Source organism: Endobacterium cereale (genome assembly GCF_009617585.1).
GTDB classification, from domain to species: domain Bacteria; phylum Pseudomonadota; class Alphaproteobacteria; order Rhizobiales; family Rhizobiaceae; genus Neorhizobium; species Neorhizobium cereale.
In genome coordinates this window covers 14,654-29,517 of sequence record NZ_WIXI01000046.1, presented here as the reverse complement: position 1 = coordinate 29,517, position 14,864 = coordinate 14,654, and the positions used below count along the sequence as shown (strand labels likewise).

13 protein-coding genes and 1 tRNA gene are annotated in these 14,864 nt (G+C 59.5%); 11 read left to right on the top strand and 3 right to left on the bottom strand.

All coding sequences use genetic code 11. From position 1 onward, the window contains the following. The first annotated feature begins 89 nt into the window (after positions 1-89). The 3 genes from grxC to GAO09_RS17210 are packed head-to-tail and all read left to right on the top strand — an operon-like array spanning position 90 to position 1,669. A complete protein-coding gene (gene grxC, locus GAO09_RS17220) occupies positions 90-347 on the top strand; it encodes a glutaredoxin 3 (RefSeq protein WP_153355260.1) in 258 nt (85 codons plus the stop codon). Between the two features lie 39 nt (positions 348-386). After that, on the top strand, positions 387-1,244 hold the full coding sequence (locus tag GAO09_RS17215) for a carbon-nitrogen hydrolase family protein (protein ID WP_153355259.1): 858 nt from the start codon (positions 387-389) through the stop codon (positions 1,242-1,244). Continuing rightward, entirely contained in the window at positions 1,241-1,669 is a 429-nt protein-coding gene (locus GAO09_RS17210; protein WP_153355258.1) for a DUF1178 family protein, read from the top strand. The genes GAO09_RS17215 and GAO09_RS17210 overlap by 4 nt, the downstream gene beginning before the upstream one ends. A gap of 228 nt (positions 1,670-1,897) precedes the next feature. Here GAO09_RS17210 and ubiG read toward each other — a convergent pair whose 3' ends face one another. Beyond that, complete coding sequence (ubiG, locus tag GAO09_RS17205) at positions 1,898-2,644, bottom strand: bifunctional 2-polyprenyl-6-hydroxyphenol methylase/3-demethylubiquinol 3-O-methyltransferase UbiG (protein WP_153355257.1); 747 nt, start codon at positions 2,642-2,644, stop codon at positions 1,898-1,900. Positions 2,645-3,003: 359 nt separating this feature from the next. Here ubiG and GAO09_RS17200 point away from each other — a divergent pair, with 359 nt between their 5' ends. The 6 genes from GAO09_RS17200 to GAO09_RS17175 all read left to right on the top strand — a co-directional run bounded on the left by GAO09_RS17200 (position 3,004) and on the right by GAO09_RS17175 (position 11,038). Next, on the top strand, positions 3,004-3,801 hold the full coding sequence (locus GAO09_RS17200) for an SH3 domain-containing protein (RefSeq protein WP_338015082.1): 798 nt from the start codon (positions 3,004-3,006) through the stop codon (positions 3,799-3,801). A gap of 332 nt (positions 3,802-4,133) precedes the next feature. Next, positions 4,134-5,408, top strand: coding sequence for an aspartate kinase (locus GAO09_RS17195; RefSeq protein WP_112729121.1), 1,275 nt, complete (start codon positions 4,134-4,136; stop codon positions 5,406-5,408). Between the two features lie 80 nt (positions 5,409-5,488). Further along, positions 5,489-7,765 (top strand): phosphoenolpyruvate--protein phosphotransferase, encoded by a 2,277-nt coding sequence (gene ptsP, locus GAO09_RS17190; RefSeq protein ID WP_153355255.1) that lies wholly within the window; start codon positions 5,489-5,491, stop codon positions 7,763-7,765. A gap of 41 nt (positions 7,766-7,806) precedes the next feature. Then, the gene (gene prfA, locus GAO09_RS17185; RefSeq protein ID WP_153355254.1) at positions 7,807-8,889 is read left to right on the top strand and encodes a peptide chain release factor 1; all 1,083 of its coding nucleotides are present in this window, start codon (positions 7,807-7,809) and stop codon (positions 8,887-8,889) included. Then, complete coding sequence (gene prmC, locus GAO09_RS17180; RefSeq protein ID WP_153355253.1) at positions 8,886-9,770, top strand: peptide chain release factor N(5)-glutamine methyltransferase; 885 nt, start codon at positions 8,886-8,888, stop codon at positions 9,768-9,770. The genes prfA and prmC overlap by 4 nt, the downstream gene beginning before the upstream one ends. A gap of 341 nt (positions 9,771-10,111) precedes the next feature. Then, positions 10,112-11,038 carry a DUF4167 domain-containing protein gene (locus tag GAO09_RS17175; RefSeq protein WP_153355252.1) on the top strand — a complete coding sequence of 309 codons (927 nt, stop codon included), beginning with the start codon at positions 10,112-10,114 and terminating at the stop codon, positions 11,036-11,038. A 124-nt stretch (positions 11,039-11,162) separates the two neighbouring features. On the opposite strand, the gene GAO09_RS17170 is transcribed toward GAO09_RS17175, so the two are convergent. After that, positions 11,163-11,256, bottom strand: a tRNA-OTHER gene (locus GAO09_RS17170). 133 nt (positions 11,257-11,389) lie between these two features. Beyond that, positions 11,390-12,220, bottom strand: a complete 831-nt coding sequence (locus tag GAO09_RS17165; RefSeq protein WP_153355251.1) for a nitroreductase family protein — start codon at positions 12,218-12,220, stop codon at positions 11,390-11,392. 116 nt (positions 12,221-12,336) lie between these two features. Here GAO09_RS17165 and GAO09_RS17160 point away from each other — a divergent pair, with 116 nt between their 5' ends. Beyond that, positions 12,337-13,248 carry a LysR family transcriptional regulator gene (locus tag GAO09_RS17160; RefSeq protein ID WP_153355250.1) on the top strand — a complete coding sequence of 304 codons (912 nt, stop codon included), beginning with the start codon at positions 12,337-12,339 and terminating at the stop codon, positions 13,246-13,248. 230 nt (positions 13,249-13,478) lie between these two features. Continuing rightward, positions 13,479-14,396, top strand: coding sequence for a hypothetical protein (locus tag GAO09_RS17155; RefSeq protein ID WP_153355249.1), 918 nt, complete (start codon positions 13,479-13,481; stop codon positions 14,394-14,396). Positions 14,397-14,864 lie beyond the last annotated feature (468 nt).

The window sequence follows — 14,864 nt, the reverse complement described above, 5'->3', positions numbered from 1 at the left end:
AGATGGCCCAAAAGCCCTCATGGTGCCAATGGGAGCATCTGATCCCTAAGGAATTCATGAAGGGTATTTGCGAGCCCTATGGAGACCTTATGGCAGAGATCATCATCTATACCCGTGACGGCTGCGGTTACTGCGCGCGTGCCAAATCCCTTCTGGAATCGAAGGGCGCGGATTATGTCGAGCATAATGCGACGCAACGCCCGGAAACGCGCGCGGAAATGATCGCCATATCGAACGGTGGTACGACCTTCCCGCAGATTTTCATCAACGGTCAGCATGTCGGCGGCTGCGACGACCTTCATGCGCTGGAACGCGCCGGCAAGCTCGACCCGCTGCTTGCGGCCTGATCACGATAATCACGACCTCATAAAAGCAGGACGAAGACCATGGCTTTCAAGGCTGCCGCCATCCAGATGTGCTCCGGCGTCGATCCGGTGAAAAACGCCGCCGACATGGCGCGGCTGGTGCGTGATGCGGCGGCCAAGGGTGCCATCTACGTGCAGACGCCGGAAATGACAGGTGCCGTTCAGAAAGACCGCGCCGGTCTGCGTGCCGTGCTGAAGGACGAGGATGGTGACATCATCGTGGCGACTGCTGCGGATCTCGCCAAGGAACTCGGCATCCATGTGCATGTCGGCTCGACGGCCATCGCTCTCGAGGACGGCAAGATCGCCAATCGCGGTTTCCTGTTTGGACCTGATGGTTCGCGGGTCTGCACCTATGACAAGATCCACATGTTCGATGTCGATCTCGACAATGGCGAGAGCTGGCGCGAAAGCGCTGTCTATCGGCCGGGCGAGGAGGCGCGGGTTGCCGAACTGCCATTTGCCAAACTCGGTTTTGCGATTTGTTATGACGTGCGTTTCCCGCAACTCTTCCGTACCGAAGCACTCGCCGGTGCCGAGGTTTTGACCGTTCCGGCCGCGTTTACCCGCCAGACAGGTGAGGCGCATTGGGAAATCCTTCTTCGCGCGCGCGCCATCGAAAACGGCGCTTTCCTGATCGCCGCGGCACAGGCCGGTGTGCATGAAGATGGCCGTGAGACCTTTGGTCATTCAATGATTATCGACCCATGGGGCCGCGTGCTGGCGTCTGCCGGCGGCAGCGGGGAGGCGGTGGTGATCGCTGAGATCGATGTTGCCGATGTTCCCGCTGCGCGTGGAAAAATTCCCAACCTGAAAAATGCCCGCGATTTCACGCTTGATACAGTCGCGCCGGCAAGGTCCGGCGAGGTTGCGGCTTGATCAAATATTCGCTCACCTGCGACAGCGCGCATGCATTCGAAGGCTGGTTTTCGGAAAGTGGCGATTTCGATCGCCAGCTTCAAAGCGGCTTTCTGACCTGTCCCGTCTGCGGTTCGGCTGCCATTTCCAAGAGCCTGATGGCGCCGTCCGTGTCGACGGCTCGGGCCAGGGAAAAGCGGCAGGCGGTGGCGATGGATATGGCAAAGGCCGAAGCCATGGCCAAGCTGAAAGCGGCTGTCGCCGAGATCAAGGCCAGTTCCGAGGATGTCGGCGAGCGGTTTCCGGAAGAAGCGCGAAAAATCCACTATGGCGAGGCGGATGCACGCGGCATCATCGGTCAGGCAAGCCTGACAGATGTGCGCGACCTGTTGGATGAGGGCATCGAGATCGCGCCGATCCCGGCCATTCCGGACGACGCCAACTGAGATAGCTGGCACGACGAAAAGACTGGCTATCTACAATTTCGGTCTTTTCGTTAGTCCTTATGACACTTCCGAGGTCGAGGGTTTCCGCGCTTCATCCAGTGAAGCGGGTTTACGACCGCACCCTCCAGCCTGTCGCTGTTGACGGATCACCGGCCGAACGGGCAATCCCAACTCCGACCATCATAGCAGACTTCGCACCCGTCGGGATCATCCCTTTTCAGGGGCCGTTCAACCCGGCCGTCTGGCCAGCAGCATGTAGTTCACATCCATGTCTGAGGATAGGTTCCAGCTGTCAGCGAGCAGGTTGTAGAACACGCCCGTGCGATGGATGATTTCAAGCCCTTCGGTCGTCAACGGCTTTTCGATCTCTTCCGGGCGCACCAGTTTTTCATATTGATGTGTTCCGCGCGGCAGCCAGCGCAGCACGTTTTCGGCCGCAAAAATGGCGAGCGCGCGGGCCTTCAAAGTGCGGTTGATGGTGGCGACGAACATCAGGCCGCCGGGCTTGACCATCGAGGCGCAGGTGCGCAGGAAAAATTCGACATCGGCGACGTGTTCGACCACTTCCATGTTGAGCACGACGTCGAAATGCTCTCCCGCTTCGGCCAGATGTTCGGCGGTGACGGCGCGGTAATCGACCTCGACGCCGGTCTGCTCTGCATGGGTGGAGGCGATGCCAATATTCTTTTCCGACGGATCGGCGCCGATAACGATCGCTCCCATGCGGGCGATCGGTTCCGACAGCAGGCCGCCGCCGCAGCCGATATCGAGAATGCGCAGGCCTTCGAGCGGCTTGTGGGCGCGCGGGTCGCGGCCGAAATGGGCGCAGATCTGATCGCGAATGTAGGAGATGCGCACGGGATTGAACTTGTGCAGAGGCCGGAATTTTCCGGTCGGGCTCCACCATTCGGCGGCCATTTTGGAAAACCATTCGACCTGGCTTGGATCGACGGTGGTCTTGTTGGCTTCGCTCATGGTGTCATTCCTTTTCCATCGGCCCTTTTTCATCGGCGGGTTTTCAAGGCCGTCTCTTTGGCGACTGAAGTCGGATGATCGGCAAACGAAGTCAAGTGCGCATGGACGCCGATTTTGCTGCGGTCTCTCAGGTGTTTGTGAGACAGGCGGACGAATTTTGATGTGATTTTTGTTTGAGGTGCCGGGTTCTGGACGAAATAGGCGACTAAACATCAGCTAAACGCCGCATTCATGCCCGGTTCACAGGCAAATTGGAACTATCGGGACGTCTTCGGCATTGTCTGCCGCATGTTGGCAGGCCTGCCGACCCCTGGTCCGGACGACCGAGGTATCAGGCTATGTTCTTCAAGGAGGAACACGTGAAGAAATTTATTTTGGCTGCGGCCGCGACCAGTGCGCTGATGGTAGCGCCGACGCTCGCAGAAGCTGCCGTGCGTGGTTATGCGACCGCGAACGTCAACATGCGCTCAGGCCCGAGCACCGGGTACCCGGCGGTAACCGTCGTGCCGGTCGGAGCGCCGATCACCATTCATGGCTGCATGAGCAACGTCAACTGGTGCGACGTGCAGTTTGCCGGTGGACGCGGCTGGGTTTCCGGCAGCTATATCAGCACGACTTATCGCCAGAACCGTGTTTATGTCGCTCCGGACTATTATCGTCCGCTTGGCATTCCGACGGTCACCTTCGAGGTCGACAATTATTGGGGCCGTTATTACCGCGACCGCGATTTCTACCGGGATCGCGACCGCTGGGACCGTCGCCCGCCACCACCGCCGCCGCGCTGGACACGTGACGACCGTCGTCCGCCACCGCCGCCGCCGGGCTGGGATCGTGACGATCGCCGCGGCCCGCCGCCAGGTTGGGATCGCGGTGATCGCCGTGACGACAATCGTGGTGGTCCGCCTCCGGGTTGGGATCGCGGTGATCGCCGTGACGACAATCGTGGTGGTCCGCCTCCGGGCTGGGATCGCGGTGATCGCCGTGATGACAATCGCGGTGGTCCACGGGCAGGTGACGATCGTCGTAACCCGCCTCCCCGTGACGATGGCGATAGTCCACTGCTCCCGCCTTCCGGCGCAGACAATCCGCCCAATCGGGACAGCGTGCGGCCGTCCGAGGGCTGGCGCAACAGGCTTTTGCCGCCGCCAGGCCAATAAACCGCGGCGCGCAGACGGGGCATATGGTCAGCAATTGCAAGCAGGATGGTGCCGCCGGCACACCCAGTCCGATCCCTGGACTGTTCCGAAAAGGGGGGCTGCCTATTCCGGCAGCTCCCTTTTCGCGTGAAAGGGAGCTGCGATTCGTAACCAATTCATGACAAAACCGTACCGCTTTGGCCTGATGCGACCATTGCGCCAATCCCCGCTTTTCGCTAAGAGACCCGGCAACTTCGGGCTTTTCAAACAAAAGTCCGTTCGACAGGAGACGCGTCCGCCGGCATCCTTAGCCGATGCCATATGGGGCGCGAACGGGTGGTATTGGTCTTAAAATGGCGCGCATTGTCATGAAATTCGGCGGCACGTCCGTCGCCAACCTCGAACGCATCCATAATGTTGCCCGCCATGTAAAACGTGAAGTCGATGCCGGCCATGAGGTCGCGGTCGTCGTTTCCGCCATGTCCGGCAAGACCAACGAACTGGTCGGCTGGGTTCAGGACATGCCGAAAGTGGCTGGTGCAACCTCGCCTTTCTACGATGCGCGTGAATACGACGCGATCGTCGCTTCCGGCGAACAGGTCACCTCCGGTATTCTGGCGATTGCGCTGCAGTCGATGGGCATCAATGCCCGTTCCTGGCAGGGCTGGCAGATCCCGATCCGCACCGACAGCGCTCATGGCGCTGCCCGCATCGAAGAGATCGACGGCGCCGACATCATCAAGCGCATGGGCGAGGGCCAGGTGGCCGTGGTTGCCGGTTTCCAGGGCCTTGGCCCGGATAACCGCATTGCCACGCTCGGCCGCGGCGGTTCGGATACCTCGGCCGTGGCGATTGCCGCTGCCGTCAAGGCCGATCGTTGCGACATCTATACCGACGTCGATGGCGTCTACACGACCGATCCGCGCATCGTGCCGGCCGCGCGCCGCATGAAGAAGGTGTCCTTCGAGGAAATGCTCGAAATGGCATCGCTCGGTTCGAAGGTCCTGCAGGTCCGTTCGGTCGAACTCGCCATGGTCCACAAGGTCCGCACCTTCGTTCGCTCCAGTTTCGAAGATCCCGATGCACCGGGCATGGGTGACCTTCTCAATCCGCCCGGTACGTTGATTTGCGCAGAGGAAGAAATCGTGGAACAGGAAGTCGTTACCGGCATCGCCTATGCCAAGGATGAGGCACAGATCTCGCTGCGTCGGCTTGCCGACCGTCCGGGCGTTTCGGCGGCGATCTTTGGCCCGCTGGCCGAAGCCCATATCAATGTCGACATGATCGTGCAGAACATTTCCGAAGACGGTTCGCGCACCGACATGACCTTCACCGTTCCTTCGGGCGACGTCGACAAGGCCATGCAGGTTCTGAACGAAAACAAGGAAGCGATCGGCTTCGACGTGGTGCAGACCGAATCAGGCCTGTCCAAGGTTTCGGTCATCGGCATCGGCATGCGCAGCCATGCTGGCGTTGCGGCGACAGCTTTCAAGGCACTTGCCGCAAAAAGCATCAACATCAAGGCTATTACGACGTCAGAAATCAAGATTTCCATCCTGATCGACGGTGCATATTCCGAACTTGCAGTTCGCACTTTGCATTCCGCCTACGGTCTCGATAAGAATTGATCGTGAACCGGTTCGCCGCGCCTGACATTTGAGGGCGCGGCCGCTTCCGGGGGGTAGGGTACCTGTTTTCGGGAGCAAGCATGCCGACGCGAGATCTATCGGCAGGTCCGCGGGTTCTGTTGAAGCGCCTGCGTGAGTTGATGGCGGAACCGCTCGAGCCACAGGATCGGCTCGATCGTATCGTTCGCCAGATTGCCAGCAATGTTGTGGCGGAGGTCTGCTCCGTTTATGTCCTGCGCTCTGATGGCGTGCTGGAGCTTTATGCCACGGAGGGCCTGAACAAGGACGCCGTGCACCTTGCCCAGCTGAAAATGGGTCAGGGTCTGGTCGGCACGATTGCCGCCTCCGCACAACCTCTCAATCTCTCCGATGCCCAGTCGCACCCGGCTTTCCGTTATTTGCCGGAAACCGGTGAGGAGATCTACCATTCCTTCCTCGGCGTTCCTATCTTGCGGGCCGGCCGTACTTTGGGCGTTCTCGTCGTCCAGAACAAGGCACAGCGCAATTACCGTGAAGACGAAACGGAAGCGCTCGAGACGACTGCAATGGTAATCGCAGAGATGATCGCGACCGGAGAACTGAAAAAGATTACGGCCCCCGGTCTCGAACTCGATCTGACCCGTGCGGTGTCGATCGATGGCGACGGTTATAATGAGGGCATCGGTCTTGGCCACGTGGTTCTGCACGAGCCGCGCATCGTCGTGACCAATCTCCTGAACGAGGATGCCGACAAGGAAATCGAACGCCTTGTGCACGCGCTCGGTTCGCTGCGTATTTCCATCGACGACATGCTTCAGCGCCGTGATGTGAGCCAGGAAGGCGAACATCGCGAGGTGCTGGAAGCGTTTCGCATGTTCGCCCATGATCAGGGCTGGGTGCGGCGCATGGAGGAGGCGATCCGCAACGGCCTGACGGCTGAGGCGGCGGTCGAAAAGGTGCAGAGTGACACCAAGGCGCGGATGATGCGCCTGACCGACCCGTATCTGCGCGAGCGCATGCATGATTTCGACGATCTCGCCAACCGGCTGCTGCGCCAGCTGACGGGATTTGCGGGACGCGATTTCGAAAACGGTTTTCCGAACGATGCGATCGTTCTGGCGCGTGCCATGGGCGCTGCCGAACTTCTGGACTATCCGCGCCAGAGCCTGCGTGGTCTGGTGCTCGAAGATGGCGCCGTCACCAGCCATGTGGTGATTGTTGCGCGCGCAATGGGCATACCCGTCGTCGGTCAGGCGGCGGGGATCGTGGCGCTGGCTGAAAACGGCGACGCCGTGATCATTGACGGTGATGATGGCCAGGTGCATCTGCGCCCGATGGTCGACATGCAGAACGCCTATGCGGAAAAGGTGAAACTGCGCGCCAAGCGGCAGGAACAGTTCCGCGCTTTGCGCGATGTCGAACCGGTGACCCGCGATGGCCAGCGCATCGGCCTGCAGATGAATGCCGGCCTGATGGTGGACCTGCCGCAGCTTTCCGAATCCGGCGCCGAGGGCATTGGCCTGTTCCGCACCGAGCTGCAGTTCATGATCGCCTCCAACATGCCGAAACTTGAGGAGCAGGAAGCGTTTTACCGCGCCGTGCTGAAACAGGCGGTGGGCCGTCCCGTGACGTTCCGCACGCTCGATATCGGCGGCGACAAGGTGGTGCCGTATTTCCGCGCCCATGAGGAAGAAAACCCGGCGTTGGGCTGGCGGGCGATCCGCCTCTCGCTCGACCGGCCGGGCCTTTTGCGCACGCAGCTCAGGGCATTGCTGCGCGCTTCCGCAGGGTCGGAACTGAAGATGATGGTACCGATGGTGACGGAAGTGTCCGAGATCCATGCGGTGCGCGAACTTCTGCTCAAGGAAGTGCAGCATCTTTCCAAACACGGCCATGCGCTGCCGAAAAAGCTGCAGTTCGGGGCGATGCTGGAAGTGCCGTCACTGATGTGGCAGATCGACGAACTGATGGCGGCGGTCGATTTCATCTCCGTCGGTTCGAACGACCTGTTCCAGTACACGATGGCGGTGGATCGCGGAAACACGCGGGTGTCCGACCGATTCGACAATCTGGGCAAACCGTTCCTGCGGGTTCTTCGCGATATCGTGCGGGCAGGCGAGCGCAACAATACGCCGGTGACGCTGTGCGGCGAGATGGCCGGCCGGCCGTTGTCTGCCATGGCGCTGATCGGGCTTGGTTTCCGCTCCGTCTCCATGTCGCCGACCGCGATCGGTCCGGTGAAGGCGATGCTTTTGGGGCTGGATGCCGGCAAGCTGGCGGCTGCGCTGAATGCGGCACTTGACGACCGTTCCCTGTCGGGCGAAACGACGCGCGAGATCCTGCTGCGGTTTGCGGCGGAACACAACATTCCCGTCTGATCCCGTTTCGGGAACGGGATTTACTTCTGGAGTTCTGACGCTTGGCAAAATTGCCCGTCGAAAAGATGCGCGAACTGGAACGCCGGTTCGCCGAGATCGAGGCACGCATGTCGGAAGGCCCTGCGGCCGACGTCTATGTGAAGCTGGCATCCGAATATTCCGAACTGCAGCCGGTGGTGCGCAAGATCCGCGAATACGAGAAGGCGATCTCTGAAGAGGCGGACCTGCGCGCGCTGCTTTCCGACAAGGCCACCGATCGCGAGATGCGCGAACTGGCGGAAATGGAGCTGCCGGAAGCGGAAGAGCGGGTCGAGGCTTTGGAAAAGGAGATGCAGATCCTGCTTCTTCCCAAAGACGCCGCCGACGAACGCAGTGCCATCCTCGAAATCCGCGCCGGCACCGGTGGCAATGAGGCCGCCCTTTTTGCCGGTGACCTTTTTCGCATGTATGACCGGTATGCCTCAACGCATGGCTGGAAAGTGGAAGTGCTGTCAGCAAGCGAAGGCGAAGCCGGCGGTTACAAGGAAATCATTGCCAACGTCACCGGACGCGGGGTGTTTTCCAAGCTGAAGTTCGAATCGGGTGTGCACCGCGTGCAGCGCGTGCCGGATACCGAAACGCAGGGGCGCATTCATACCTCCGCCGCGACCGTTGCGGTGATGCCGGAAGCCGAAGAGATCGATATCGAGATCCGGCCCGAAGACATCCGTATCGATACGATGCGCGCCTCCGGCGCCGGTGGCCAGCACGTCAACACCACGGACTCGGCTGTGCGCATCAGCCATTTGCCGAGCGGCATCATCGTCGTCAGCGCCGAAAAATCGCAGCACCAGAACCGCGCCAAGGCGATGCAGGTTCTGCGCACCCGGCTTTACGACATGGAGCGCCAGAAGGCGGACAATGAACGCTCCGCCGACCGCAAGAGCCAGGTGGGATCGGGCGATCGGTCCGAGCGTATCCGCACCTACAATTTCCCGCAGGGGCGGGTGACGGATCACCGCATCAACCTGACGCTCTACAAGCTCGACCGCATGATCGAAGGCGAGATCGACGAAATGGTCGACGCGCTGATTTCCGATTATCAGGCCGGGCAGCTGGCGCAGCTGGGCGAGAAACAGGGATGAAGACCCTTGCCGAAGCGGTGATGACCGCCAAGCGGCGGCTTGCCGAGGCTGGTCTTGCCGATGCGGCCTTCGAGGCACGCTATCTGATCGGTGGGTTGCTGGGACTTTCGAATACGGAGGTTTTTACCGGTGGCGAAAGGCTTTTGACGCTGGCCGAGACGGCAAAAATTTTCGACGCGATCGAAAGGCGGGTGCGGCACGAGCCGGTCCATCGCATAATCGGTGCCCGTGATTTTCACGGGCTGACGCTGAAGCTTTCGAAGGAAACGCTGGAGCCGCGACCGGATACGGAAACGCTGGTGGAAGCGCTGTTGCCGCATGCGCAAAAAATCGCGGCGCAAAAGGGCGCGGTACGTCTGCTCGATATGGGCACCGGAACCGGTGCGATCGCACTTGCCCTGGCAAAGGCCCTGCCGCAATTGACGGCTGTCGGCAGCGATATTTCGCGCAATGCCCTTGATACGGCCACCGCCAATGCCCACCTGAATGGTATAGCGGACCGGTTCTCGACAAGGGAAAGCCGCTGGTTCGACACGATTGAGGGATGTTTCGACATAATCGTGTCAAATCCTCCCTATATACGATCAGATGTGATTCCCGAGCTTCAACCGGATGTCCGAGATTTCGACCCGCTTGTTGCATTGGATGGTGGCCCGGATGGGCTCGACGCTTATCGTGACATAGCAGCCGGTGCCCGCGCGTTTCTTGAACCGGGTGGGTTGATCGGTCTGGAAATCGGCTACGACCAGAAGGAAACGGTCGCGGCAATTTTTGAACAACAGGGTTTTACACTGGTCGATGCCGTGCGTGACTACGGCGGGAACGATCGTGTTCTGTTGTTGCGTGACGTTGCGCAAGACCAGTCACAAGCAAAAGCATGACAGCCGAATAACAAAGCTTGTGCGAGACTTAGCGTGTTTTGCACAAGCGAAAGAAAAGGCTTGGAATTCCGCGGGAAGCGGGCTAGGTTCAAATTACGCACTGGGTAGCTGGGGATGAACGAGTTATCGTTCGGGTTCAGAATCGACCGGAGTTCGGCTTTTTTCGAAGAGCTTCGAGGGTTGGTTCAATCCTGGTGCGTGATCAGACAAACCGACCTTCACGAGCAGCAGAGCGACGATGACGTCTGCATGCAGCCAGTGAAGCCTTGGTCCGGCGCGTGGCCGGCACGGCCAGCGTGGCCCTTTTATCAGCAAAACTAGAGAATTCAGGTGAAAGATCGATGAGGCCAGGACAACAGCAGAATAAGCGTGGTCGAGGGCGTGGTAATAACAACAATAGCGGCGGCGGTGGCGGCGGCGGTAACAATTTTAACCGCAAGGGCCAGAACCCGCTGACGCGGACTTATGACAGCTCAGGTCCGGATGTGAAAATCCGTGGTACCGCGCAGCATATTGCCGAAAAATACTCGACACTCGGCCGTGACGCCATGAGCTCCGGCGACCGCGTCATTGCAGAAAACTACCTTCAGCACGCCGAACATTACAACCGCATCATTGCTGCCGCACAGGCGCAGATGCAGGAACGTTTCCAGAATCAGGATCGCCAGGACTATAACGGCCAGGACGATCGTGACGGCGATGATATCGACGGCAACGATTACGACGAAACCACTGGCGCACAGCCGATCATGGATCAGCAGCCGCGTGAAAATCGTGAGCAGAACCAGAACCGTGACCGCAATCGCGACAACCGTGGTGACCGCCAGGAACGCGGTAACCGCGACGACCGCGGCAACCGTGAAAACCGCGGCGAGCGTCAGGACCGTGGCAATCGCCAGGAGCGCAACAACGATGTTGCGGCGGAAGCCAAGGCTGACGCTGCTGCCGAAGCTGTTGCACCGGAAGCCGCTGTCGAGGCTGATGACCAGCCGCGCGTCGAGACCCGCGAGCGCCGTCCGCGCCGCGAGCCGCGTCAGCCACGCGAGCAGGCCCCTGCCGCAGCTGAAGTAAACGACGGCACCGGTCCGCAGCCGGTGATCGAAGGTGTTCCGGCCGAAGTGGCAGCCGAAGAGGCCGAAGCAACGGCTGCTCCGCGTCGCCGCGCCGCGGCCGCCCGCCCACGCCGCCAGCCGCGCAAGTCGGCAGAAGGCGCCGAGGGTGCTGAAGGCGACGCCAAGCCGGAGATGGCAGACGTTGCCGGCGAATAAGGCTTTGCCTGATCGAGATGAAGAGGGCCGTCCCGGTTGGGGCGGCTTTTTTCGTTTTTGGGGGAGGGCTTTGTGTTGGGAGCGTTCACAGTGGCGCAAAGCGGTAATGACTTTGGGGCGAGTTGAAAGGCGGCAGGATTTGAACCTGCGCGAGCCCGGAGGCCCGGAGCGGGTCCCGTAGGACGGCCGCCCGCGATAAACCACTCCGCCACGCCTTTCCCGACTGTAGTCGAATGAAGCGTGCGTTGGAACCGAGATTTATGCCGCCGGATGGGCAGCTTTGCGCCAAATTGCCCTCATAAGACCTCGCTCGAGATGAGCTTCCAGCGAGGTCTTTGAGTGGAGGATGATCTATAGGAGCTTGAACCCTTGGCCTTCGACGGTGAGCCGGAGGTTTTCACGTCCGTCCATGTAAATCAGATCATTCGCAGAAAAGCCTACGGCCTCAACAAAAGTCTTCTCCTTCATGCCAAGCTCCTCACGGAAATGCTTGAAAGGTTCCTCGTAAGCCGCAATTTTGACTGCCCGATCCGCTTCATAACGGTTTCGATGCAAGACGACCTCCTGAGATGGACGTGGCCGAAGCCGCCCCTGGGCTTCAGTTGCGGGATAACCAACCACCATGCCAAACGCGACGTAAGCGTAATCAGGCAGACCGAGCAGATCGGCGACTTCCTTCGACTTGTTGCGCATCCCACCGATATAAACAGTGCCCAATCCGAGTGATTCCGCCGCGAGGGCTGCGTTCTGGGCTGCAAGTGCGGTGTCTATGGTTGCCATCACGAATGCGTCGAGATGATCGTGCACAATGGCGCTTCCGCCATTCGCCTTCGAAATCGCGTTGTTTCTCGACTGGTCCGCGACCCATAGCAGGAATACCGGGGCGACTTCGATGAATGGATTGCCGTGACCGGATGTCCGGTACAGCTCCGATTTTATCCCTGGGTCCGTCACCGCAATCACGCTCCACATATGGAGGTTGGATGAGGTCGAGGCCGATTGTGCTGCGGCCACCATCGTTTCCAACGCACCCTCTGGCAGAGGATCGGCACGATATGTTCGAATCGAGCGATGGTTCATCATGTGCTCGACCTGTTCATTCCAGATGATGCCCTTCGGCTCATACCCGAGGCCATAACGTTCTTCCAGCATCTGCGCCCGGCGGGCGGCTTTGTCTGACATTCGCAACTCCTGTCATTTGTCGTGGACAGGATTTACGTTGCGATGGACAAGAGATTTAGGGCCTCACGGTGGAATGACTTTCCACGCCGATGGACAATAGAAGAGTGAAGAGAGCCATGGATCAGTTCAGCGCCATCCGCGCCTTCATGAGGATCGTAGAGACAGGGTCATTATCCAAGGCGGCGATGAGCCTCGAAATGCCGAAATCAACGGTCAGTAAGCTCTTGGCCGACCTCGAGAGCTATCTGGGAGCGAAACTGCTGCAGCGCTCCACGCGCAGTGTGGCCCTGACCGTCGAGGGAGCGACCTATTATGAACATGTCGGCCAGGTCATGCTCAGCCTGCAGGATGCCGATCTGTCGGTGCGTGAAAGCAGTGCGACCCCGAGGGGGCGTGTCCGTATCGACGTGCCTTCGTCGCTTGCCAACACTCTGGTCATCCCCGCGCTGACGGAATTTCGTGCACTTTATCCGGACATCCAGTTGGTCATAGGGATCAGCGACAGACCGGTTGCGCTCATAGAAGAAGCCGTGGACTGTGTGCTGAGAGTTGGCCATCTGCCGGATACGTCATTGATCGCGAAGACGATCTATGAGGATCGTCTGGTCACCTGTGCCAGTCCCGCCTATTTGGCGTCGCGGGGCCTGCCTGTGACGCCAGAAGAGCTTCGCCAAGGCCATGAGATCATCGGGTATTTTTCTGCTCTGACAGGAGAAGCCCGACCCCTTCTGTTCAAGAACGGTAACAAGATCGTCGAAATCAGTGACGCCAACCTGCTTTCAAACGATAGCACGGGTCAGCGCTCCATGATCCTTTCAGGCCTGGGTATCGGGCAGCAGTTTCGCTCGACCGTGATTAGCCATCTGAAAACTGGAGCGCTTGTCAGTGTCCTCGATGATTGGACGGACTACACCGCTCCGATCTCCATACTTTATCCTTCATCGAAGAAACTGACGCTCCGGGTTCGTGTCTTCATCGACTGGCTGACGGATCGTCTCCGTCGTTCATATAACGATGATCAGATATGATCCGCTTGCACCTCTGAATGTCCGCTTCGGGCCGGTAGGCGGCCTTCCGGTACGCGCTAGTAGAGACATTCCTCGAAGCGCCCATGAAGGATGGCTCCTGCACTCCACGAACGCTGCGGTTCGGGTCGAAAAATTTTAATAGCGGTCTTTCCCGCCGAGCTAGCCATTGTGGCCGAGCGACCTAAATTCATCTCGCCAGCGGGGCACGTAAAATAGGAGTGCGACAGGAGATGCAGGAGTTGGCGGCGGTGAAACTTGCGTTTGATCTTGAACTCTCCGCACCGGTAAAATTGGAGGCTCGTCCTCTGGACGGCTGGTGCTTCGGACGTCCGCCCAGCATCAGCACTGCGCACTGGCCGATCAGCCCGATTTACGGGACTCCTCTGCGGCACGCATTTACGCTGAGGCTGCCGGAGCTCTACCGGACGCAAGGCGAGGAATTCGTGGCTATTAGTTTGTTCGTGGATGAGATGTTTGAGGAGAGCGAGCTGAAGCCCGCGCCGACATCGGCCTCGTCGTTCTCTCCTATGGACGCAAACAATCTGAAGCGCTTTGATATGGAGCGCTGGGGCTTTCACTTGACCCTTTTCTGGCTGACTAAGGAAGAGTTCGAGGGACCGCTAGGAATGCCCCCGGTGATCGACGGAAAAAGCAGTACGCCAGGCTGGTTGCGAAAGTCTCCGTTGGACTACTTTGGTCGAGACAACCTGCCATCGAGCGCCCTTCATAGACCGCGCCAGGGCGGGAATGCACCGGGCGCGTTTGCGCTCCAGCAGTTGATGGCCTCCGAGCAGTCTCCCTCCGGATGGGCGACGCTGTCGGCCATCGATGCGATGAACCACGGCTTCCCGATCCGCGTCAGCATCCGCGAAGGTGACCCGAATGTCGGACGGAAGCCAAGTGATGATTCAGACGAGAATGCCCAGAGCGGATATATCCCGATCTATTCCGACGCTGAGGGAGCCGCCGATCTGGAACGGTTCGCCGAGTTCGATGCGCATTTGGGCGGGACGATGCTTCCTATGCAAGCCTATCCAGACATGTCGCCGTTCTATCTCGAATTCCAAGACACGTTTGGCGCGTTCGCGTTCGGTGGCGGCACTGCGCAACTGGACTTGAAGAATATGCGCATCGAATGGGCGAACTGATATGTTACGGGTTGCCGCATCTGACCAAAGGACGCATTAGCAGCCTGTGACAATCGGCCAATCAGAAGTCCGCTTCCGGTGCTCCTGGCCTCGAGAGAGACTGCCCTTTCCTACCCGACCTCACACGTTCAGCCCCATCCCGCAATGTCTGCCAAGGGCCGTCTGCAGACATAGCACGTAGCGCCAGCGGCGTATTCGCGACGAACAGCTGATGCAACTGCTGGAGGGGCGCCTGCGCACCACGGGAGGCTTGGCCCGTCCGGCGTGATGCGTGTCGTCAGCAGCTTTTTGCAGGATCGACCGTCGGCCATCCGTGATCTGCTGTTCTTGCAGTCTTTATGCGAGGCTGGATCTAAAGCCCGTATTCGTCCATCCCAAACGCAGATAGCCGGGCGACGTCATGCTGTCCGATGCACCGGTCTGCAAATGCGGTTCTTTGGCTCCTTCCTCAAAATCCGGCTCTCTCCC